Annotated in this window: 31 protein-coding genes; 16 read left to right on the top strand and 15 right to left on the bottom strand. The window is 59.0% G+C overall.

The genetic code is table 11. The features are described 5' to 3' along the window. Window positions 1-49: 49 nt before the first annotated feature. The 15 genes from GRI65_RS00565 to GRI65_RS00635 form a co-directional block, all read right to left on the bottom strand. Window positions 50-1,075 (bottom strand): tyrosine-type recombinase/integrase, encoded by a 1,026-nt coding sequence (locus GRI65_RS00565; protein WP_160754596.1) that lies wholly within the window; start codon window positions 1,073-1,075, stop codon window positions 50-52. Then, window positions 961-1,242 carry a helix-turn-helix domain-containing protein gene (locus GRI65_RS15470; protein WP_160754597.1) on the bottom strand — a complete coding sequence of 94 codons (282 nt, stop codon included), beginning with the start codon at window positions 1,240-1,242 and terminating at the stop codon, window positions 961-963. Before GRI65_RS15470 ends, GRI65_RS00565 begins: the two co-directional genes overlap by 115 nt. Before the next feature lie 92 nt (window positions 1,243-1,334). Then, window positions 1,335-1,577, bottom strand: coding sequence for a hypothetical protein (locus GRI65_RS00575; protein ID WP_160754598.1), 243 nt, complete (start codon window positions 1,575-1,577; stop codon window positions 1,335-1,337). Between the two features lie 453 nt (window positions 1,578-2,030). Beyond that, the gene (locus tag GRI65_RS00580; protein WP_160754599.1) at window positions 2,031-2,432 is read right to left on the bottom strand and encodes a DUF551 domain-containing protein; all 402 of its coding nucleotides are present in this window, start codon (window positions 2,430-2,432) and stop codon (window positions 2,031-2,033) included. A gap of 223 nt (window positions 2,433-2,655) precedes the next feature. Next, entirely contained in the window at window positions 2,656-2,922 is a 267-nt protein-coding gene (locus GRI65_RS00585; RefSeq protein ID WP_160754600.1) for a hypothetical protein, read from the bottom strand. Beyond that, window positions 2,915-3,136, bottom strand: coding sequence for a DUF551 domain-containing protein (locus GRI65_RS15475; RefSeq protein WP_160754601.1), 222 nt, complete (start codon window positions 3,134-3,136; stop codon window positions 2,915-2,917). The genes GRI65_RS00585 and GRI65_RS15475 overlap by 8 nt, the downstream gene beginning before the upstream one ends. Next, on the bottom strand, window positions 3,136-3,576 hold the full coding sequence (locus GRI65_RS00595; RefSeq protein WP_160754602.1) for a hypothetical protein: 441 nt from the start codon (window positions 3,574-3,576) through the stop codon (window positions 3,136-3,138). Before GRI65_RS00595 ends, GRI65_RS15475 begins: the two co-directional genes overlap by 1 nt. A 127-nt stretch (window positions 3,577-3,703) precedes the next feature. Then, complete coding sequence (locus GRI65_RS00600; RefSeq protein ID WP_160754603.1) at window positions 3,704-4,003, bottom strand: hypothetical protein; 300 nt, start codon at window positions 4,001-4,003, stop codon at window positions 3,704-3,706. Next, window positions 4,000-4,185, bottom strand: a complete 186-nt coding sequence (locus GRI65_RS00605; RefSeq protein WP_160754604.1) for a hypothetical protein — start codon at window positions 4,183-4,185, stop codon at window positions 4,000-4,002. The genes GRI65_RS00600 and GRI65_RS00605 overlap by 4 nt, the downstream gene beginning before the upstream one ends. Continuing rightward, window positions 4,182-4,823, bottom strand: a complete 642-nt coding sequence (locus tag GRI65_RS00610) for a hypothetical protein (RefSeq protein ID WP_160754605.1) — start codon at window positions 4,821-4,823, stop codon at window positions 4,182-4,184. Before GRI65_RS00610 ends, GRI65_RS00605 begins: the two co-directional genes overlap by 4 nt. A 10-nt stretch (window positions 4,824-4,833) precedes the next feature. Next, window positions 4,834-5,526: a lambda exonuclease family protein gene (locus tag GRI65_RS00615; protein ID WP_160754606.1), complete on the bottom strand. Its 693-nt coding sequence runs from the start codon at window positions 5,524-5,526 to the stop codon at window positions 4,834-4,836. Then, window positions 5,523-5,744, bottom strand: coding sequence for a hypothetical protein (locus GRI65_RS00620; protein WP_160754607.1), 222 nt, complete (start codon window positions 5,742-5,744; stop codon window positions 5,523-5,525). The genes GRI65_RS00615 and GRI65_RS00620 overlap by 4 nt, the downstream gene beginning before the upstream one ends. Continuing rightward, window positions 5,741-6,277, bottom strand: coding sequence for an HNH endonuclease (locus GRI65_RS00625; RefSeq protein WP_160754608.1), 537 nt, complete (start codon window positions 6,275-6,277; stop codon window positions 5,741-5,743). Before GRI65_RS00625 ends, GRI65_RS00620 begins: the two co-directional genes overlap by 4 nt. Then, on the bottom strand, window positions 6,274-6,621 hold the full coding sequence (locus tag GRI65_RS00630; RefSeq protein WP_160754609.1) for a hypothetical protein: 348 nt from the start codon (window positions 6,619-6,621) through the stop codon (window positions 6,274-6,276). Before GRI65_RS00630 ends, GRI65_RS00625 begins: the two co-directional genes overlap by 4 nt. A gap of 87 nt (window positions 6,622-6,708) precedes the next feature. Then, entirely contained in the window at window positions 6,709-7,029 is a 321-nt protein-coding gene (locus tag GRI65_RS00635) for a helix-turn-helix domain-containing protein (RefSeq protein WP_160754610.1), read from the bottom strand. A gap of 86 nt (window positions 7,030-7,115) precedes the next feature. Between GRI65_RS00635 and GRI65_RS00640 the strand changes: the two genes are divergently transcribed. The 16 genes from GRI65_RS00640 (at window position 7,116) to GRI65_RS00715 (ending at window position 17,538) form a co-directional block, all read left to right on the top strand. Further along, a complete protein-coding gene (locus GRI65_RS00640) occupies window positions 7,116-7,316 on the top strand; it encodes a hypothetical protein (RefSeq protein ID WP_160754611.1) in 201 nt (66 codons plus the stop codon). A 152-nt stretch (window positions 7,317-7,468) separates the two neighbouring features. Beyond that, window positions 7,469-7,756 carry a hypothetical protein gene (locus GRI65_RS00645; RefSeq protein WP_160754612.1) on the top strand — a complete coding sequence of 96 codons (288 nt, stop codon included), beginning with the start codon at window positions 7,469-7,471 and terminating at the stop codon, window positions 7,754-7,756. A gap of 145 nt (window positions 7,757-7,901) precedes the next feature. After that, a complete protein-coding gene (locus GRI65_RS00650) occupies window positions 7,902-8,147 on the top strand; it encodes a hypothetical protein (protein ID WP_160754613.1) in 246 nt (81 codons plus the stop codon). Then, the gene (locus GRI65_RS00655; RefSeq protein WP_160754614.1) at window positions 8,137-8,787 is read left to right on the top strand and encodes an HNH endonuclease signature motif containing protein; all 651 of its coding nucleotides are present in this window, start codon (window positions 8,137-8,139) and stop codon (window positions 8,785-8,787) included. Before GRI65_RS00650 ends, GRI65_RS00655 begins: the two co-directional genes overlap by 11 nt. Further along, window positions 8,784-8,921, top strand: a complete 138-nt coding sequence (locus GRI65_RS00660) for a hypothetical protein (RefSeq protein ID WP_160754615.1) — start codon at window positions 8,784-8,786, stop codon at window positions 8,919-8,921. The genes GRI65_RS00655 and GRI65_RS00660 overlap by 4 nt, the downstream gene beginning before the upstream one ends. Continuing rightward, on the top strand, window positions 8,918-9,079 hold the full coding sequence (locus tag GRI65_RS00665) for a hypothetical protein (protein ID WP_160754616.1): 162 nt from the start codon (window positions 8,918-8,920) through the stop codon (window positions 9,077-9,079). Before GRI65_RS00660 ends, GRI65_RS00665 begins: the two co-directional genes overlap by 4 nt. Beyond that, complete coding sequence (locus GRI65_RS00670; protein WP_160754617.1) at window positions 9,076-9,348, top strand: hypothetical protein; 273 nt, start codon at window positions 9,076-9,078, stop codon at window positions 9,346-9,348. Before GRI65_RS00665 ends, GRI65_RS00670 begins: the two co-directional genes overlap by 4 nt. A gap of 109 nt (window positions 9,349-9,457) precedes the next feature. After that, the gene (locus GRI65_RS00675; RefSeq protein ID WP_160754618.1) at window positions 9,458-9,799 is read left to right on the top strand and encodes a GcrA family cell cycle regulator; all 342 of its coding nucleotides are present in this window, start codon (window positions 9,458-9,460) and stop codon (window positions 9,797-9,799) included. Between the two features lie 184 nt (window positions 9,800-9,983). Beyond that, window positions 9,984-10,175 carry a hypothetical protein gene (locus GRI65_RS00680; protein ID WP_160754619.1) on the top strand — a complete coding sequence of 64 codons (192 nt, stop codon included), beginning with the start codon at window positions 9,984-9,986 and terminating at the stop codon, window positions 10,173-10,175. After that, window positions 10,172-10,612, top strand: coding sequence for a hypothetical protein (locus tag GRI65_RS00685; RefSeq protein ID WP_160754620.1), 441 nt, complete (start codon window positions 10,172-10,174; stop codon window positions 10,610-10,612). Before GRI65_RS00680 ends, GRI65_RS00685 begins: the two co-directional genes overlap by 4 nt. Then, window positions 10,602-10,811 (top strand): hypothetical protein, encoded by a 210-nt coding sequence (locus GRI65_RS00690; protein ID WP_160754621.1) that lies wholly within the window; start codon window positions 10,602-10,604, stop codon window positions 10,809-10,811. The genes GRI65_RS00685 and GRI65_RS00690 overlap by 11 nt, the downstream gene beginning before the upstream one ends. Then, complete coding sequence (locus GRI65_RS00695; protein WP_160754622.1) at window positions 10,811-13,177, top strand: AAA family ATPase; 2,367 nt, start codon at window positions 10,811-10,813, stop codon at window positions 13,175-13,177. Before GRI65_RS00690 ends, GRI65_RS00695 begins: the two co-directional genes overlap by 1 nt. Before the next feature lie 237 nt (window positions 13,178-13,414). Continuing rightward, the gene (locus tag GRI65_RS00700; RefSeq protein WP_160754623.1) at window positions 13,415-13,705 is read left to right on the top strand and encodes a hypothetical protein; all 291 of its coding nucleotides are present in this window, start codon (window positions 13,415-13,417) and stop codon (window positions 13,703-13,705) included. An 8-nt stretch (window positions 13,706-13,713) separates the two neighbouring features. Further along, entirely contained in the window at window positions 13,714-14,190 is a 477-nt protein-coding gene (locus GRI65_RS00705; RefSeq protein ID WP_160754624.1) for a terminase small subunit, read from the top strand. Then, window positions 14,183-15,565, top strand: a complete 1,383-nt coding sequence (locus GRI65_RS00710) for a phage terminase large subunit (RefSeq protein WP_202391066.1) — start codon at window positions 14,183-14,185, stop codon at window positions 15,563-15,565. Before GRI65_RS00705 ends, GRI65_RS00710 begins: the two co-directional genes overlap by 8 nt. Next, entirely contained in the window at window positions 15,562-17,538 is a 1,977-nt protein-coding gene (locus tag GRI65_RS00715; protein WP_160754626.1) for a phage portal protein, read from the top strand. The genes GRI65_RS00710 and GRI65_RS00715 overlap by 4 nt, the downstream gene beginning before the upstream one ends. Window positions 17,539-17,601: the final 63 nt, after the last annotated feature.

The raw sequence follows: 17,601 nt of genomic DNA on the forward strand, positions 1-17,601 counted from the left end.
GCCCCGCACGCGCCCGTAGCTCATCTGGATAGAGCGCGAGACTTCTAATCTAGTGCTTTATGGCGGAAGTCTGCACTTCTTCGGGTGAGTGTGCCGCGGATTGTGACCAGACTCGCTCAGATATGCGATCGAACGGCGAAACATGCTCGTCCGGCTCGATATGTGCATAGCGCATTGTGACCGTGACGCTGGAATGGCCAAGCGCATCACAGATGTCCGCTATGTCGACACCCGCCATCCGCATCCATGTCGCGCAGGTATGACGAAGATCGTGGAACCGAAAGTTTGCCAGCGCTGACTTGCGCACGGCAGCCTCCCAATCCTTCCTGAAATTGGTGGTGTCGAACACCTTCCCTTTGCGCTCTGGTCGGGTGGACAGCGCAGCCCTGATATTGGCCGGCATCCGGATCGTATGGCGCTTGTTGCCCTTAATCGTCACCGTTATCATGCCGCTGGATAGGTCAACCTCTTTCCAGTCCAGTTGCAGCAAGTTGTTCTTGCGCAATCCGGTGCTGACAGCGACCTTGACGATAAGGCTTAGTTCCTTGCCGCACACTGCCAGCAAGCGGTCGTATTCATCGCGGCTTAAGAAGCGGGTGCGTCCGTCCGGTTCCTTCGCCCGCAGTTCCTTCCATGCCAGCGACGGTATTTGCTGGCCGTGAATCTGCTGCGCGTGGCGTAGGGCGGCTTTGAGATACGCGAAGTCCCGATTGACACTATGGGCCTGCAAACCTTCGCCTCGGCGCTTTGCACGGTAATCTAACAGGCCTGGGTTGGTGATGTGCATTATCGGCGTGTCCTTGCCGAGTATGCGCCGCAGCGCGTCCAGCTTTACCAGCGTGGCTTTATGCGAAGTCTTGTGCTTGGCTTTCTCGCTCCAGTAGGACGCAAAGCATTCATTGATCGTCCAGCGATCTTTCGGAATCGCGCGGTGCCTGGCGTCGTGTTCGGCCTGCGCCTCTACTTGGCGGGCTTCGCGCTTGCTCGTTTTTTCAGTGCTGCCTCGAAATCGCAGACCGTCGACTGTGATCGAGTACCACCAGAACGGGGAGCCTTCGCGCTGGTAGAGTGACATTCTCGCGCCTTTTCTATGAATTGTGTCAGGTCCGATTCGGTGTAGCGTATGGTGCGACCAAATCGCACGTATGGCAACGCGCCCTCCTGGCGGGCCTTCCGCAAGGTGCGTGTGCATACCCGCAACGCCTCCGCTGCTTCGTGCTCTGTCAGAAGGGCCGGACTCATCCTACCGCCCGCTTCATCAACCGAGGCCAGCGCTCACCCATCGGCCTGTTCCATGCTGGCGCGGATTGGTGGTCCGAAGAATGTGGTGCGCTTCATACCGTATCCCCTGCCTTGGCATACATTCTAGCCCGTTCCCGCTCCATCCCTCTGCGCTCGGCTGCGATGCGGTGGGCTTTGAAGGCTCGGGTTGTATCGTCCCAGCAACGAAACGTGCCACTTTTATGGTATCGAATGGCCAGCATATCCAAAAGCGCCTTGGCAGCATCTCGATCCCCCTGCGTAACCCTCTCGGCATCCCCCGCGATCAGCGCGGCGCTGTCTGTCTTGTCGGTCATGACTGCTCCTGCTTCATTGGGCGCAATCCGCCACACCACTCCGGCGCAGAACAATGGAACAGCCCCGTAGAGCGACAATCAGGGCAGTATAGCCCCGATGGATTATCCACCTTTGGTGCGTCGTTTGATGCGATAAGGCCAATTAGATAAGCCCACGGCTTGAGGTCTGTCTTGTCGGTCATGGTTAAGCACCCCAATCATTCAGAAGGTCAGATTGTAGGGCTGCACACCCCCTGCTTATGTATAAGGTGTTCCTGTCTTGAATATCCGTTTGCGTCATATAGGACGCGCTGGCGTTGCCGGTTACGTCAACAAACGCAAATACCACAGCGACGGGGGCGCTGGAGGTTTCCGTAAGTTCGTCGTACCTGGTTGCAAGATAATCAAGAAACGCCTGCTTACCTTCAGAGTGCGTTACATTCGGGCGAATGGGTCTAACTCGATCAGTGTCGGTCATGGTGTGGGGCCTTTCGGTGCAGCGGGAAGCGGTTGCCAGTGGGTTGGAATACGCCCCATGTCCCAGCCCCTTCTTTCGAAACGCTGGAATGAGTTGACCGCCCAATGTTCTGCCCAAAACCCCTGCTTGGGATAGTAGAGCAGCACTTCCGTTCCATCCTTTGGGGCTGTCTCAATCGGTTGCCAGCCTATCTCTGCCCGCGCATCTGTGAGTTCGGCCTGTAGTGCTGTGAGGGTGTCGGCGGGGGTATCTTCCGATAGAACAAAAAGCATTTCGCCAGCCCGCTTGAAATGTGGGTTGTGTTTGCAGAATGTTCCTAGCGTCATAGTAGGTTCCATGACTTGTGCAGACGCAAGGCTTTCGTAAAGCGCTTCAACAGCCTCTATCGTTTTTTCCATCACGCGCCCCCATGCGAGCGAGGCCCGCGCAATGCAGGTTCTAGCGGCATCCAAAGCGTTGGTTCATCCTCGAAAGCATGGTCCCACCAGCCTTCATATCCTTCTGGCCCCACTTCATAGTAGCCCGCGCAATACCTTTCGGACTCCTGATCTGCACGGCCTGCCGTGTAAAGCAGCACAATTGTCCCATCCTTCGGCGCGGTTTCTATCGGTTGCCAAGTCATCACAATCCTCCATGTCCAGTTGGCCCGCGCAATGCAGTGACAGGACCGCCGCCCGTGATCCTATTGACCACGATCCAGCCCCAGCCCGTCAGCAAGGCGCGGCTTTCGTATTCGTCCGCCTCTAGCCGTGTCGCAGGACCGCCCCGTTCGGGATATGCGGCCCACTGGTGGCCTTCATCACGCAAGACTACACGAGTGCCAGCGGGGAGGTTGTAAGGCGCTGGCTGTGGTTCGCCGCTCGGGCGGTTGGTGGGTGGATTATACATTTGCTGTCTCCGGTGGAGCTGGCAGTGGCATCCAGTGGGTAGCGTCATGCCAAAGAGCAAAGCGCCCCTGACTGTTCGATGTGCCGGACCAGACCTTCAAGGCCCTGTGCCAGCGCGCTATAAGGTAAGAGGCTTCCGAGTGCTTGAAGCGGTCGTCGTAAACCACGATCCACGTTCCATCCTTCGGCGCTGTCTCTATCGGTTGCCAATCCATCACTTCACTCCTTCGGCGGGGTTTATCTCCGTGATGTGCAGGCCACGCGCTTTGAGTTGTTCTCGAAACTCCTTGGCCATGTCGGGGGTAGCTTTGTCTTTCGACTGCCACGCTAGGTGCCACACCGCGCTGGCAATCTCGTCTATCGGATCAACAGGCGGCTTGAGTGCGTCCAGTGCGGCGAGGATGTGTATGATGGCGTTGTTTTTCCTAGCGCTGTAGCATGTGCAATCGTCTTTGATTTGCCGCAAAGCACACCCCATCCGCTCGACCAACTCCGGCGGATACTTCGCTGCGGCTTCCTTCTCGGCTATGAGGGTGGCGAGGGCTAGAACATCGGTGCCAGTTCCATGATGCGACACGCTCCAAAACTGCCCGTCCGCTTCCGCATTCAACCGGTCGCAAGCTTCTTTCAGGTGCGCATCTGTAACTTCGATCACGATACTTTCCTTTCAAGCAACCTGGCCCACAAGGAAGGCCGGTCCATGCCCACGATGGGGCGGCAATTATTGTTCCGAATAGCTGCATCCCTGCGGCGGGGTGGCTGTGGGGACCAAGGGGCGGGGTTCATGCGTCACCTGTGGCTTTGGCGATTGCGGCGCGGGCCTTGACGACCTGTGACAACGGCGGCTCAAGTTCACCACGAAGGGATGCGAGCGCGTCAACGCAGCGTTCCAGAGCCTCAAGCAATTCAGGTGCGGCTGCGATCAGGCGGGCGTTGGCTTCAATTTCCGCTTCCGGCTTGCGTTCTGCTTCGTCTCCGCAGGCAATGCCGAATATCAAGCCGCCGTTCTCGCGTTCAAGGATTGCGCCAAAGCCGAACTGTGGTGGGTCAAGAACCCAAGGCCCTTTCGTATGCTCACTCACTTCGAATTCCTCTCAATTATTTCACAGTAATCCAGCCAACCGACGATTACGGAGTCGATCACAACGGCAACGGCGGCGATGGCAACAAGCGCAAAGAGCGCGGCTATGAGGGTGGTTAGTGAAGGGATCGGGCCAAGGTCAGCATCGAACGTGAACAGCGCGAGGATTGCGGCGACACTCACTCCCCGTCACCCAGGTCAGCGAACGGATCCGCGTCGTCATCCGAGGACAATTCCAACCGCCGCGCCTGCAATGCCGTTTCGTACTTGGCGTGAAGGTCGGGCCGATCGTTTGCCAGGTCAGCCAGCATGTCGGACTTCGAGGCCACGTAGGCGTCCAGCTTTTCGACATCGGGAGCCCGGGCAATCGTAGCGATGATCTTGTCCGCGGCGATTGCCGCCTTGTCCTCTTGGGGCTCTTGGGTCTGAACCTTCAAAGGCTGCACCGAATAGGGCGCGCGCTTTCCACGAGTTGCGGTCAGGGCCAGTTGCATCGGCTTCTCGATGTCGGAAAGGTGACTGACACGAATGCCGCCCACTTCCATGCCGCCCCACTTCACGGTGGGATCGCGGAACAGGGTGATCGATCGGCCAACGTACTGCTTGGCGTCCGGCCCCCATGCTGCGACAAGAACGCGGCTCATCGACTTGCACGGCTTCCATGGACGCCCGTTGTCATTGTCATAGCTGATGATGACGGGCTGCTCGGTGCCGGGATTGATCTCGACGCTGGCGACACGGATCGTCATGGGGCCGGCCAAAAGATCGTCGGCGGAAATCTGGTCTGACTTTGGCTGAATTGCGGGGCTCATATCGTTCATGGGGATTCTCCTAGACGTACATTTCGGTTTCAATTTTCCGCTCGGTCGGGATCAACCGTGCGGCGGATTTCAAAGCTGCCGCATAGTCAGCCATTGCCTCTTGGACCTTCGCCTCGAAGTCGGAGGCGGCGGATATGATCGCAGCTTGAATTTCAGGGTTCGGCTCGATGCGCATGGTCGCCATCGGGAGCCCGCCTGAGTAAGAAATCAGGTCACACCACTTGCGGCCGGTGACGAGCATCGCAGTCTGAACCTGCAAGTCGTAATCGGTCGGAGTGGTGCCATCGCGGAAATGTTCAACAATGGTCTGGACCTGGTATTTTTGGCGCCTGCTCTTGCATTCGATCAGGCCGTCATCGCCAACCAGGCCATCGGGTGAGCAGCCGAGCGTGAAGCCCCATTGATCGTTAGTGACGAAACCGCATTCGGTGACGGGTGCATACTTGTCCGAATAGGCAATGCGCGCCTCAACCTCGTCGACATGACCGCGCAACATCTCGTCCCCGATATACGTGGGCTCGACATATTGGCTGATACGCTGGGCTGCGATTTCCCAGACATGCGCGCGGGTCTTTTCGTTGTTCGCGATCTTTAGGGTCGGGGTCAGGATCAGCTTGACCTCTGATGCGGTCAGCAAGCCGAGACGGGTCTGATGCCATTCGTCGGAGCCCTGGATAAGATCGGGGTGGTAGTTAATGCTCATGCTTCATTCCAATCACGCCTAAGCTGTTCCTGCCGCTGCTGTGACAGGCTGGCGTAATGCGTCTCGGCTGCGCGCAACGGGTCAGGGTCGGGCAATGCGTCCCACTCTGCGTTGGCGCGATTGATCTGCTCGGGGGTCGGCACGAACGGCTCGAAGCTGTCGGCCATGTCGGAGTAGGCGCCGGCTAGGATGCGGGCGCGCTGGGCTAGGCGGCTCATGCTTTGACACTCCGCATAGAGGCGCGCATTTCGATCTTCTTGATCAGCGGAAGGTCGGCGGCGTCATTGTTGCATTTGCGGTGAGCAAGCGCGTAATTCGCCAGCGAGTTGCGGCCACCGGTCGACTTCGGGACCAAGTGCTCGATGGTGCAATCAGCGCCCATCGCATCGCCACAAAACCAGCATTCATCACCATCGCGCGCCAATAGCTTCGCGCGCGTCTTTTCCGACTTGCTGACCGCCTTGCTTGCTGGTGTGGGCGCTTGCGGAACCGACAGCAGTTCATCAACCGGCGCTCCGGCGAGGAAGGCGCGGTAGTGGCCCTTGCTGCCACCGGTCCACGTTAGGAGGCCGTTTTCCTTGGCATAGACGATATGGGTCGCCGCCTTGTTTGTGCCGCGCCAATAGGCACGGTAGCGGACGACTTCGTATCGATTGGTCGGGACGCCAATCTCGCAACCCTGTTGCGACAGGTAGGCAAGGAAGTTCTGCGTATCGAACTTGTCGCGGCGAATGGGAAGGTTAGCGCTCATGCGGCTTGCTCGACAAATCGAAGCTCAGCCATCTCGTAAGCAAACCAAGCCCGGTCCATGTGCTCAGCCAAAGAAGCTAGCCACGCCTCCTGCCAACGCCCCATGCCAAGCACGGTCAGCGAACCATAGACACCCAGCAAAGGGCGGCGGTCGAAGTCATAGGCGTTGATGAGCTGCTGCAACTGATACGCGCGCTCTGGGTCCGGCAATGCTGCGAGATTGTAGAACTGCGCTTCGGTCAGTTCGAAGGCGTCGGCCTGCTGGTTGGCAAGGCGCTGCTCGTCGCGAGCAATGGCGCGGTCGGCCTGTTGCTGCTGCGATGGGGCGAAGGTGGAATGGATCATGGTGGGCTCCTAACTGTGTCGTTAAGAGCCTTCTTGCATGTAGTTTGCTACACGTCAAACATAATCGTGTAGTTTGCTACATTTTATTTATGCGCGCTTGCGGTCGTCCTCGGCAAACGCCTCTAGCAGCCGAAGCGCCTGTTCCAGGCGATCCTCTGCGATGCGGCTTATGATATCCTCGACGCGGGTTGCCATCTCTGGCCCGCCCTCCCCGTATGCCAGCCACCTAGGATCAACTTCCAGCGCAGCGGCCAGTTTATCGACGGTATCGAGGGTGAGGGAGTTGGTGCTGCTGGTCAGGAACTTGTGCAGCATACTGTCCGACAGGCCTGCCTTCAGAGACACCTTCCGAACGGAAAGAGTCGGGTTTGCGTCGATGACTTGTCGGATGCGATCGCGGATATCCATGCCGCCATTATGCCACCCGAAGCAATCCGCCTCATAATGTAGAATACTCCTTGACGTATCGTGTAGCAAACTACATACCATGCGTCATGACCCAAGCAGAACAACTCGCAGCTCGCATTCGAGCGAAGGCATCTGAGATGAATATCTCGGCCAGCACATTGTCGCGGAAATTGTTCGGCGGAGGCAGTCGGATTGACGAGATCGAGGCTGGCAGTTCGCTGACCTTGGACACGTTCGCCCGCGTCTCCGCTGCTCTCGACGACCTCGACCGGGACAAGGCGGCATGATCGCCGGGGTTCGTGAAGTCGATGCTGCTCATCCCCGCAGCCTGACTTCCTCCCCGTAAATTCCAACTCGTTAACCTTCCACAGTCCCGCTGTGAAACACTTAACCGGTTAAAAATTATGCTTAATTTCGAGTTAACAGAAAGGAAATCCCAATGCTTCTTGATATGCTCCTCTCCCTTTTCGTCGCTGCCGTTCTTGGCGGCTTGATTGTCTGGCTGATCGATCGCCAGCGCATCCGCAACCTGTCGCAAATCAACCAGGCATTGCAGGACAATCTCGCCAAGGAAATCGCGCAAGTCGATCACCTGACCGACAAGGTTCGCTCGATGCTCTCCGCCGAACGTGACCGCAAAGAGGCCGTTCGTGCCGGTGCTGCCCGTGCCACCGAAGCGCGCAAGGCATCGGCTGCGGCGCGGCGATTGCTCAAGTCGCATCAGTAATTCCGGCGCTCTGGAATGGGGGCGTCAGAGAGGTCGATGGGGCGGTTCATCCTCGGAGCGCTGACCGGACGGGGGCTGTCTCCCAGCCATTCAACCCGCAGCGTAATCTTCCTCCCAAACACATTTTTTATTCAGGAGTTTCGCCATGAAGAACAAACTTTCCGATCTGAACGATCATCTGTTCATGCAGCTGGAGCGACTTGGCGACGAGGATTTGACCTCCGAGCAAATCGACCAGGAAGCGCGCCGTGCAGAAGCGATGGTTTCCGTTGCTGACCGTGTCGTGACCAACGCAGCCCTGCAACTCAAAGCCGCCGTGCTGTTCGTCGAACATGGCGAATACGTCCGCCCGCATCTGCCTATGCTCGGGAGCCGGTCCAATGAAGGGTAGGGCGATCCGCTACAGCAGCGAAGAAATGGCATGGCTGGAGAAAAACCGCGCCATGGTCATATCGGCATATCACGCCGCCTTCATTGCCAAATTTCCCCGTGATGATGTTTCCCTGATCAATCTCCACAGTCTCCGCAAACGGAAGGGCTGGAAAACCGGACGCACCGGCCACTTCGAAGCGGGCAAAGCTCCGATGAACAAGGGCAAAAAGTGCGCGCCAGGGACGGGTGGCTTGCACCCGAATGCTCGCAAGACCCAGTTCAAGAAAGGCGAGCGCACTGGCATCGCCCAGAAGAATTACAAGCCGGTCGGTTATGAGCGTATCAGCATAGATGGCTACCGAGAGCGTAAGGTCAACGACGATCTGCCGTTCAAGGATCGCTGGCAGCTGGTGCAACGCATAGAATGGGAAGCTGCGAACGGCCCCATACCCGATGGCTACGCTCTCAAGTGCCTCGACGGCAATCGGCTGAACTGCGCCCCCTCGAATTGGGAGCCGGTGAAGCGCAGTGTCCTCGCCCGCCTGAATGGCGGACGGTGGCGCAAGACCCTCGCCTATGACGATGCGCCGGCTGAATTGAAGCCGCTCGTCATGGCAACTGCGAAACTGAAAGACCGGATCCAAGAGGTGCGGCCATGAAAACCATCAACGACTTCTCGACCTCTGAAAAGGCCGTGATCCGCGAACGCCGGAAGCACCAGGGCAACGTCGAACTGGCCCGCGTGTTCGGGTGCGATGCGCGGACTATTGCCGCGATTGGGCGGGGCTCATGAGCACCGCCAAGGTCCTTTCTGCCAAGCGGACCACAGCACTCATCGCGACGCTTTCCGGCAAGAAATCAGCCGACCCCGAAAGCCTGTCTCGATCCTACGCCCTGCCGGTGGCGGATGTCCGGCGCATCATGAAAAACATGGAAGTGGAAGCGTTATGAAAAACTCGTCCAAGCTGTTTTCACAGATTGCCGCCGAAGCTGGCTGCACCCCGAACAAGGCCAAGACTGCCGCGTTCCTTTTCGGGCTTTCCGAGGATGGATCGACCATTGATCGTGCGGCGCGGTTGCTGTGCATGAAGCCGAACACGATCAAGGTTTATGCCCGCGAATTCCTGATCGACTTCGCTGATTACCGGCCCTTCGCTCGCGACGAAAAGTCAGGCCGCTCACGGCCGGATCCGACCTATCGCCTTGGTCTCGACCAATGAAGTGCGCCCTAGACCAAGGCGTCAACACCGCGCTTCTCGCCGGCTGCTGCCTGACTGTGGCGCTGTTCCTCGTTGTCTTTTGTGCCGGGTTTGCGGCGGGGAGGGTGTTTTGAAACCCGCCTTCCAACGCTGGACCCGCCGCGAGTGTGCAGAACTGGAACGTCTGTGGCGCTCCAATGTCAGCGCGAACACCATCGGCAAGTCGCTCGATCGCAGCCGTTCGTCGGTGCTCGGTAAGCTCAGCCGCATGGGATTGCTCTGCATTGAGCGTGATCGGCGTAAGTCGCGGGACCAGCAAATCGTGGCCCGCTACATCGACGGCGAAACCGCGCGCGACCTGTCCGCCGTGTTCCGCCTGCACCCCGCCTACATCACCCAGCTTGCCCGCGATCATGGCTACAACCGCGGCGCAGGTCGGCCTCGTCATATCTCTAAAAGGGCCGCTGCCTGATGCCTCTCCCCCGGCTCCTTTCCCATAACGACCGTCGCCAGCGTCGAGCCGACATGATCGCGGCATATCAGCGGCGTCATGCTTCCTCGCGTACCGTAGCGGCGAAATTCGGCATGTCTGACAGCTATGTGAGGGCTGTCATGCGCCGTGCTGGTGTTTCCAAGCCTTCGGGGTGCCCGCCGCTATGAACGTCACCGGCTTCCACGGGCGCAAGGCTCGCACCAAGAACGAGATGATGACCGCGCTTCGGTCCATGCTCATCATGCGGCGGTCACTGGACGGCATCGCGGCGGATTCCATTGCGCGCTCCTACGGGGTTTCGATCCCGGTTGCGGAACAAATGATCGCCGATGAGCGGAAGCGGAGGGCGGCGTGAACTTCGCCGATCTCGAAACCTCGCTCAAGCCCGTGCCGCAATTCTTCGTGCAGGCACCCGACAAGCGCAAGGACTGGCCGGAGGTTGATCGGCAAGCGACGTTTTTCTCGACGCTGCGCATGGCTGCACCGCGGCTGCTGGTGTTCGCCAATGCCAACGCCGGGAAGCGCAGCCCCCGCATGGCCAGGAAAGAGGGCATCCTTGGGGGTGTGTTCGATGTCTCGATCGAATGGACGCGGATGCTTCATGCCTACGTGGAGTTCAAGGGTTACGACAAAAGCGGACGCGCCGGCGTGTTGTCGCCGAACCAGATAGATTTCGGCAATCGTCTCGTTGATCTCGGCATCCCCTGCGCCTGTTTTTTCGATCCTTACGACGCGGCCGACTGGCTGCGCGAACAAGGTTTCCCGGTAGCGGAGATCCGCCGTGCAGCATGATCCCATCCCGACAGAGCGCTCGCCGCAATCCTTCGACCTCGCCGGTTTCGCCAAGCGCACCGTGGAGGCGGGAATACTCGCCGCCCGTGATGACAAAAGCGAGATGAAGTTCCGCATAATGCTCGCCCGCCAGTGCGGTTTCCTGAGCGATGACGAAACCCGGCTGTGGATTATCCAGCACGACTTAGGGGCCGCGTAATGGCAACAGATTCCAACACCGCCCTTCAATTCGGGCCCGCATGGTGTTCGCGCCAGGTGCCGACGTTCAGCGGGATGCACGACACGCATATCGAGGATGGCGACGACTATTCCACGATCACGCTGGCCGATATCTTCACCATGCCGCCCGGGGATCACGCCAAGGGTGCCGGTCCTGCGTTCATCCCGTCCAGCTACTTCGACTTCGACGCGCGCAAACATGCCTCGCAGCGGGCCAAGGGCTCGTTCGTGGCCCTATGCGGCGACATCGATAGCGGTGACCATAGCCTTGAACGCATCAAGGGGCTCATGCGCGGGTTCTCGGGCAAGTCGGCCTGCCTGATCTATTCCAGCGCTCATGCGCGCGCCGGGGATATGCGGTGGCGGATTATCCTGCCGCTGGAAACGCCGGTCTCGTTCGATGACTGGCACGACGCGCAACATGCGTTTTTCGATTTCATGGAGGAACACGGTGTCGAGATGGACCGCGCCTTGGATCGCGCCGGCCAACCTGTCTATCTGCCCAATGTTCCTGCTGCCCACGCCAAGAGCGGCACTAGGCTGCGCGATGAAGATGGCAAGCCGCTTTACTATGACCGCGCTACTACGGGCTGCAATGCGCCGGGTCTGGATATCACTACCGGCCCGATTGCGGTCGCCATTGCCGATATCTTTCGGAAGCGGGCTGCTGATGAGCGCGACCGCGAACGGATCCGCGCCGAAGCCATGGAGCGCCGCGCCAACAAGCCCCAGACCGAGGGCGGGCCGGTCATGGAGGAATTCAACAAGTCGAACTCGATCGCCACCCTCTTCGAGATGTACGGCTATGAGCAATCGCCGCGCAATCCTGACGACTGGCGCTCCCCCAAGCAAACCAGCGATAGTTACGCCACCCGCATCATGGGCGATACTTGGGTCAGTTTGTCGGCGTCCGATGTTGGTGCACGTCTCGGCGCTGTCTGCAAGGCTGGCTGCTTCGGCGATGCCTACGACTTGTTCGTTCATTACGAGCACGGCGGAGATCACAAGTCCGCGTTCCGCGCCTTGTATGCCGAGCGCCGCACGTCCGCGCCGGTATCTGCGCCGCCCCCTGTCGACGCGGACGATCCGGGTTGGACCGAGCCTCCGCATGATGACGACACGCAGCCAGAGGATGTTTTCATGGCGAGTGTGCCGGATGAATTGGCGGAAGAAAAGCCCGAGCTCGACGCAGTTGACGCGTTCGACTTCAATGAAGCGGACATTCCCACCCGCCCGTGGGTCATCCCCGGCGTCATCCTCTCGGGCTATACGCACATGCTCGCTGCGCCAGGCGGCTCGGGCAAGTCGCTGTTCACCCTGCAAATAGCCATTGCGCTCGCTCGCGGGCTTCCTTGGGGCGCATTCGTACCGCGCCGCAAGTGCCGCACCCTCATCATCAATGTCGAGGATGATATCGATGAGCAGCGCCGGCGTCTCTCGGCCGCGCGCACGGTAATGCAGGGCGGCGATGAACTGCGCGGCATGATCGATCTCGTGCCGGACGCTGCGACTATCGTGGTCGCGGGCCGGTCGCCTGATGGCCGCACCATCCGCACCATGCCCATAGTCGAAACGCTGGTCGAATATATCCAGCGCCGCGAGATCGATGTCCTGATCGTGGACCCCTTCGCGGAAACCTTCGAAGGGGACGAAAACGACAACTCCGAAGTCAAATGGGCCATGAAAATATGGCGCGATGAGATTGCCCGCCGCACCGGCTGCGCGGTCTATCTCGTCCACCATACCGTGAAACATGCGGGCGGCGGGGCTGGTGATGCCAACGTGATCCGCGGGGCAGGTGCAATCGTCAACAGCACCCGCATCTCTGCTACGCTGATGCCCATGACAAGCGAGGATGCCGAGATGATCGGCGTCGACCAGGCCGAGCGACATCTCTACGTCCGATATGACGACGCCAAGGCCAACCAGTCGCTTAAGACGAACACGGCTCGCTGGTTTGAAAAGGTATCCGTCACGATTGGCAACGGAGACAAGGAAAACCCTTCCGACGAAGTGGGCGCGCTGGTCCCGTGGATACCGCCTGACGCGTTCGACAACCTCACCGGCAATACGATCAAGATCATCCTCGACAAGGTGGAGGCAGGGCTTCCCAGCGGCGAACGCTACACTGGTTCGGGCCGCGGCGGGTCCAAGGAATCGGGCCGCTGGGTCGGGTGCCTCATCATGGCCGAAGCGGGGCTGACAGAGCCTCATGCAAAGAAGGTCGCGGGCACATGGATTGCGAACGGCGTGATGGTCGAAGAGGAATACCATTGCCCTGTCGCGCGCCGCAAAAAGAAGGGCCTTTTCGCACCTGAAAAAGCCCGCCCGGGAGAGCCCAAATGAGCGCGCTAAATCGTTTTTCATTTGACGCAGATTTGACGCAAAGAGTGCGTGAAATAATGGCGGAGCCCTTACAGGGTAAGGTTTTGACGCAAATGTGCGCTATAAGCGCGCATCATTTGCCGCAAAACTTGCACTTACCCTTTTCAGGGGCTCCGCAGGGTCTCGCTCATCTGACCGCTTCTGTCTCAAAATCGCCGGTATCAAATGAGGGGCCAAGCCATGCCACAGGGGGCGGCTTTGAATGATGAAACCAGAAAATGGGACACGGGTCTCATCCGGCCATATCGACCATGCCCGCCCGACTTTGCCGAGCGCTACATCGAAATCGGCCAAGGCAAGGAGATCGAGGAGCATTACCGGACCAACTGGCGCATCATCTGCCGGTGGATCGAAGAGGCTGGCGGGGATGCCCTGCGCGCCAAACGTCACAAGGTTTCTGGTGGATTTGCCAGGCCAAACAAACGTGCCAAGCGATATGTGCTCGGCAAGACACTGACGGCGGTAAGAGCCAGGAAACGGAAGGAGTAGGGGGCGGTATGGCACTCACTGCGAAACAGCAAAGGTTCGTCGACGAATATCTGATCGACCTGAACGCCACTCAAGCTGCGTTGAGGGCTGGGTATAGCGAAAAGACCTCGTACAGCATTGGGCAGGAAAACCTGAACAAACCTGAAATTGCACAGATCATCCAAAAAGCGATGGACGCGAGGTCCGAGCGCACCGAGATCACTGCTGATTATGTGCTGGCCGGCATTCAGGAAATCGCTGAACGATGCCTCCAGCGCTCGCCAGTGATGGAGGGCTATGGGAAGGAGCGGACCCAAGCCACAGACGGGGAGGGGCGCCATGTCTGGGCTTTTGATGCGACGGGAGCGAACAAGGCGTTCGAGAACCTCGGCAAGCATCTCAAGCTGTTCACTGACAAGGTTGAGCACTCGGGCAAGATCGCACTCGAACAACTGACCGATGAGGAATTGGCGGCGAAGATCGCGGCCTATTCCGAAGGTGGCTGATACAGTCCTGCTTGAACGACTGGCGCTGGTTCGGGAACAGGACCGGCGTAGGCAGCTGAAAGGGCAACACTCCGCCCTGTTCAAGCGCACCGAAAAGCAGGAATCCCAATTTGATGCCGTAAATGGCTCAGCGCGACATGTCCTGGCATACGGCGGATCGAGATCGGGCAAGACGTTCGGCTTCTGCGAGATTGTTGCCGAGCGGGCGTTACAGGCCCCCAATTCTCGGCACCTGATAGCCCGGCTCCACAACATCGACGTGCGTCAATCGGTCATGCTGGACACATGGCCAAAGATGATGGCGCTGGCTTTTCCCGACGTCGAATGCGTGATCAACAAGTCGGACCAGTTTGCCACATTCCCGAATGGCAGCGAGGTCTGGTTTGGCGGGTTGGATGACAAGGACCGGGTTGAGAAGATACTCGGTAAAGAATTTGCGACCATCTACGTCAACGAAAGCAGCCAGGTCGCATACGAAACGATCCTGACCCTGCGCACCCGCCTAGCCCAATCTTGCACCACGGCGCATGGCGATCGCCTACCTCTCAAAATGCTCTACGACCTCAACCCGACCGGCCGCGGGCATTGGAGTTATCGTGAGTTTGTAGAGCTGGTTAACCCGGTGGATGGCAGGGCAATCAATCCAGAGTCGCGCGCTCATATCGTCCTCAACCCAGCGGACAACCCACATCTGCCGCAGGAATATCTCGATGAGCTAGACGAGTTGCCAGACCGGCAGAGGCAGCGGTTCCGTGATGGTAAATATCTATCTGAGGTTCCCGGCGCGCTGTGGTCACTGACCGAGCGCGATGCTGAAGATGGGCGCAAGATACCGGGTATTGACCAGCTGCGCGTCCACGTCATGCCAGCTTTCAAACGGGTAGTGATTGGCGTCGATCCATCCGGCTCAGATGGCACCGGCGGCGATATCCAAGGCATCGTTGTTGTAGGTCTTGGTGTTGATGATCATGCCTACGTGATTGCCGATCGATCCTGCCGGCTATCCCCCGAGGGATGGGCGCGCACGGTTGCCAAAGCCGGAGAGGACTTTGGCGCGGACAAGGTGGTGGCGGAAAAGAACTACGGCGGCGCGATGGTGGAATCTGTTTTGCGCGCTGCCGATCTGAACATGCCAGTGAAGCTGGTGAACGCCACTCGAGGAAAGCATATTCGCGCTGAGCCGATTGGTGCACTGTATGAGCAGGGGCGCGTCCACCACATTGGCGCATTCTCCGATCTCGAAGAGCAAATGACCATGACCACGACAACGGGGTATCAAGGTGGCGGATCACCTGACCGGATGGACGCCCTGGTATGGGCCCTGACCGAGTTGATGCTCGGCAAATCCCGCAGCTACGACCTCTCGACACTTTGACGGCGGTAACCACCACCCGCAAACCAAGCCACACCCCGCCCATGGGTGCCATTTCCTACATCTCGGACCGATTGACCAACGCCCTCACCGGCACTGGTACCCGCCGCGACGCACGTTCGGCCAACGCCTACGTCCCGACCATCCTGAACCAGCAACAGATCGACGCGGCGTATCGCGGATCAGGGCTGATGAAAAAGATCATCGGCATCCCCGCGCTGGATATGGTCCGCGAATGGCGCGACTGGACTGGGCTCGATGCTGATCAAGCCTCCAAGGTTTTCGACGAGGAAAAGCGCCACGAGCTGCGCCAGAAAATCCGAACGGTTGAAATCATGCGCGGGCTTGGTGGCGGTGCGTTGATCCTTGGCCTGCCTGGTCTTCCTGATCAGCCGGCGCCATCGACCATCACAAAGGGCGGGCTCGCATTCGTGCATGTCGTGTCCCGCTGGCATCTCCATTTCGATAAGCTGCAGGACGACGCGACCAAACCGGGATACGGCGAACCGCTGATGTGGCGCATGAATTCGGTCGGTGGCCAACAGAAAATTCATCCATCGCGCGTGATCCCGTTCCGCGCTGATACCGCGGCGACACTGGCAACGGTCATTTCCTCCCCGCTCGATTGCTTCTGGGGCGAAAGCAAGGTCCAACAGGTTCTCGACGCGGTGCAGGACAGCGACACCGCCCGCGCATCGTTCGCGGCACTGATCCACAAGGCTCGCCTGCTCCGTATCGGGATCCCCGACCTGATCAGCCTTGCCGCCCAGCCAGACGGTGAGGGGCAGGTGATGAACCGCCTCGCCATCCTCGCCACTGCCGAATCCATCCACAACGCGACGATCTACGACGCTGGCTCGGCCGATGATGGCAAGGGCGGCGAGAAGATCGACGATGTGACCTACAGTTTCGCGGGCGCCAAGGACGTGATGAACTGCTTTGCCGAGTTCGTCTGCGCCGTTTCGGACATCCCGGCAACGCGGCTTTTGGGAAGGGCTCCTGAGGGCATGAATTCCAGCGGGGAGTCGCAACAGCAAGATTGGGGTAAGCTCGTCAGGGCCATGCAGACCCTCGACCTTGCCCCGTGTCTTGATCGGCTCGACAGGTATCTTGTGCCATCCGCAACCGGGGCTGTCGTCGCAACCGCCGCCTATGAGTTCGCGCCTCTTGATCTTCCTGGGCAAAAGGAAAAATCCGAGCGGTTCAAGACCCAGATGGAAGCTATCGACAAGCTTCAGCAGACCGGCACCATCCCCGATCGTGAATTCGCTCGCGGCGTTCAATCGCTGATGGTCGAGGAGGGTTATCTGCCCGAGCTGGAATCGGCTTTGAAGGCATTGCCCGACGATGAGCGCTACGGGATCGAGCAAGGTTCAGAGGAGGGAGGTGATCTTTCGTCTGCCGGTATGGGCGGGTCTGATTTGGAAGCGGACCCGCCCCGCCGTGCCGCTAATGATGCGGCGTTAAAGGTCATTCGTGAATCCGCCCCGAGCATCGTGGGTAATGATGCCAAGCCACGGACGCTGTACGTCCACCGGAAGCTGCTCAACGGTGCAGATTTGGTCAAGTGGGCCAAGTCACAGGGTTTCAAGGTCACCTTGCCAGCGAGCGACATGCACACCACCATCGCATTCTCGCGGCAAGCGATAGACTGGATGAAGGTCGAGCCGATCTGGGACCATGACGCGGGCGAGTTGAAGGTGCCCGCAGGAGGTGCGCGCCTTATCGAGCAATTCGACGGCGGCGCGGTTGTGCTGTTGTTCAATTCATCGACGCTGGCCTACCGCCACGAAGTGATAAAGCGGGCGGGTGCCTCTTGGGATCATCCGGAATATCAGCCGCACATAACCCTGACCTATGATCCGGGCGAGGTTGATCTTGACCAGGTCGAGCCGTTCCAAGGTGAACTGCGTTTCGGACCTGAGATATTCGAGGAACTTGATCTGGATTGGAAAGCCAAGATCGAGGAGGCGTGATGCGCTACGTCGATCGCTTCGGCAATATTCGCCCACCAGTCCCGCCCGCAAGACCCGCAGGCT

Source organism: Allopontixanthobacter sediminis (assembly GCF_009828115.1).
GTDB lineage: Bacteria > Pseudomonadota > Alphaproteobacteria > Sphingomonadales > Sphingomonadaceae > Allopontixanthobacter > Allopontixanthobacter sediminis.

What these genes read in the sequence shown, in the direction of transcription:
- GRI65_RS00565 (WP_160754596.1), bottom strand. Translation starts at nt 1,075, where the DNA reads ATGTCACTCTACCAGCGCGAAGGCTCCCCGTTCTGGTGGTACTCGATC.
- GRI65_RS15470 (WP_160754597.1), bottom strand. Translation starts at nt 1,242, where the DNA reads ATGAGTCCGGCCCTTCTGACAGAGCACGAAGCAGCGGAGGCGTTGCGG.
- GRI65_RS00575 (WP_160754598.1), bottom strand. Translation starts at nt 1,577, where the DNA reads ATGACCGACAAGACAGACAGCGCCGCGCTGATCGCGGGGGATGCCGAG.
- GRI65_RS00580 (WP_160754599.1), bottom strand. Translation starts at nt 2,432, where the DNA reads ATGGAAAAAACGATAGAGGCTGTTGAAGCGCTTTACGAAAGCCTTGCG.
- GRI65_RS00585 (WP_160754600.1), bottom strand. Translation starts at nt 2,922, where the DNA reads ATGTATAATCCACCCACCAACCGCCCGAGCGGCGAACCACAGCCAGCG.
- GRI65_RS15475 (WP_160754601.1), bottom strand. Translation starts at nt 3,136, where the DNA reads ATGGATTGGCAACCGATAGAGACAGCGCCGAAGGATGGAACGTGGATC.
- GRI65_RS00610 (WP_160754605.1), bottom strand. Translation starts at nt 4,823, where the DNA reads ATGAACGATATGAGCCCCGCAATTCAGCCAAAGTCAGACCAGATTTCC.
- GRI65_RS00615 (WP_160754606.1), bottom strand. Translation starts at nt 5,526, where the DNA reads ATGAGCATTAACTACCACCCCGATCTTATCCAGGGCTCCGACGAATGG.
- GRI65_RS00620 (WP_160754607.1), bottom strand. Translation starts at nt 5,744, where the DNA reads ATGAGCCGCCTAGCCCAGCGCGCCCGCATCCTAGCCGGCGCCTACTCC.
- GRI65_RS00625 (WP_160754608.1), bottom strand. Translation starts at nt 6,277, where the DNA reads ATGAGCGCTAACCTTCCCATTCGCCGCGACAAGTTCGATACGCAGAAC.
- GRI65_RS00630 (WP_160754609.1), bottom strand. Translation starts at nt 6,621, where the DNA reads ATGATCCATTCCACCTTCGCCCCATCGCAGCAGCAACAGGCCGACCGC.
- GRI65_RS00635 (WP_160754610.1), bottom strand. Translation starts at nt 7,029, where the DNA reads ATGGATATCCGCGATCGCATCCGACAAGTCATCGACGCAAACCCGACT.
- GRI65_RS00640 (WP_160754611.1), top strand. Translation starts at nt 7,116, where the DNA reads ATGACCCAAGCAGAACAACTCGCAGCTCGCATTCGAGCGAAGGCATCT.
- GRI65_RS00645 (WP_160754612.1), top strand. Translation starts at nt 7,469, where the DNA reads ATGCTTCTTGATATGCTCCTCTCCCTTTTCGTCGCTGCCGTTCTTGGC.
- GRI65_RS00650 (WP_160754613.1), top strand. Translation starts at nt 7,902, where the DNA reads ATGAAGAACAAACTTTCCGATCTGAACGATCATCTGTTCATGCAGCTG.
- GRI65_RS00655 (WP_160754614.1), top strand. Translation starts at nt 8,137, where the DNA reads ATGAAGGGTAGGGCGATCCGCTACAGCAGCGAAGAAATGGCATGGCTG.
- GRI65_RS00660 (WP_160754615.1), top strand. Translation starts at nt 8,784, where the DNA reads ATGAAAACCATCAACGACTTCTCGACCTCTGAAAAGGCCGTGATCCGC.
- GRI65_RS00665 (WP_160754616.1), top strand. Translation starts at nt 8,918, where the DNA reads ATGAGCACCGCCAAGGTCCTTTCTGCCAAGCGGACCACAGCACTCATC.
- GRI65_RS00670 (WP_160754617.1), top strand. Translation starts at nt 9,076, where the DNA reads ATGAAAAACTCGTCCAAGCTGTTTTCACAGATTGCCGCCGAAGCTGGC.
- GRI65_RS00680 (WP_160754619.1), top strand. Translation starts at nt 9,984, where the DNA reads ATGAACGTCACCGGCTTCCACGGGCGCAAGGCTCGCACCAAGAACGAG.
- GRI65_RS00695 (WP_160754622.1), top strand. Translation starts at nt 10,811, where the DNA reads ATGGCAACAGATTCCAACACCGCCCTTCAATTCGGGCCCGCATGGTGT.
- GRI65_RS00705 (WP_160754624.1), top strand. Translation starts at nt 13,714, where the DNA reads ATGGCACTCACTGCGAAACAGCAAAGGTTCGTCGACGAATATCTGATC.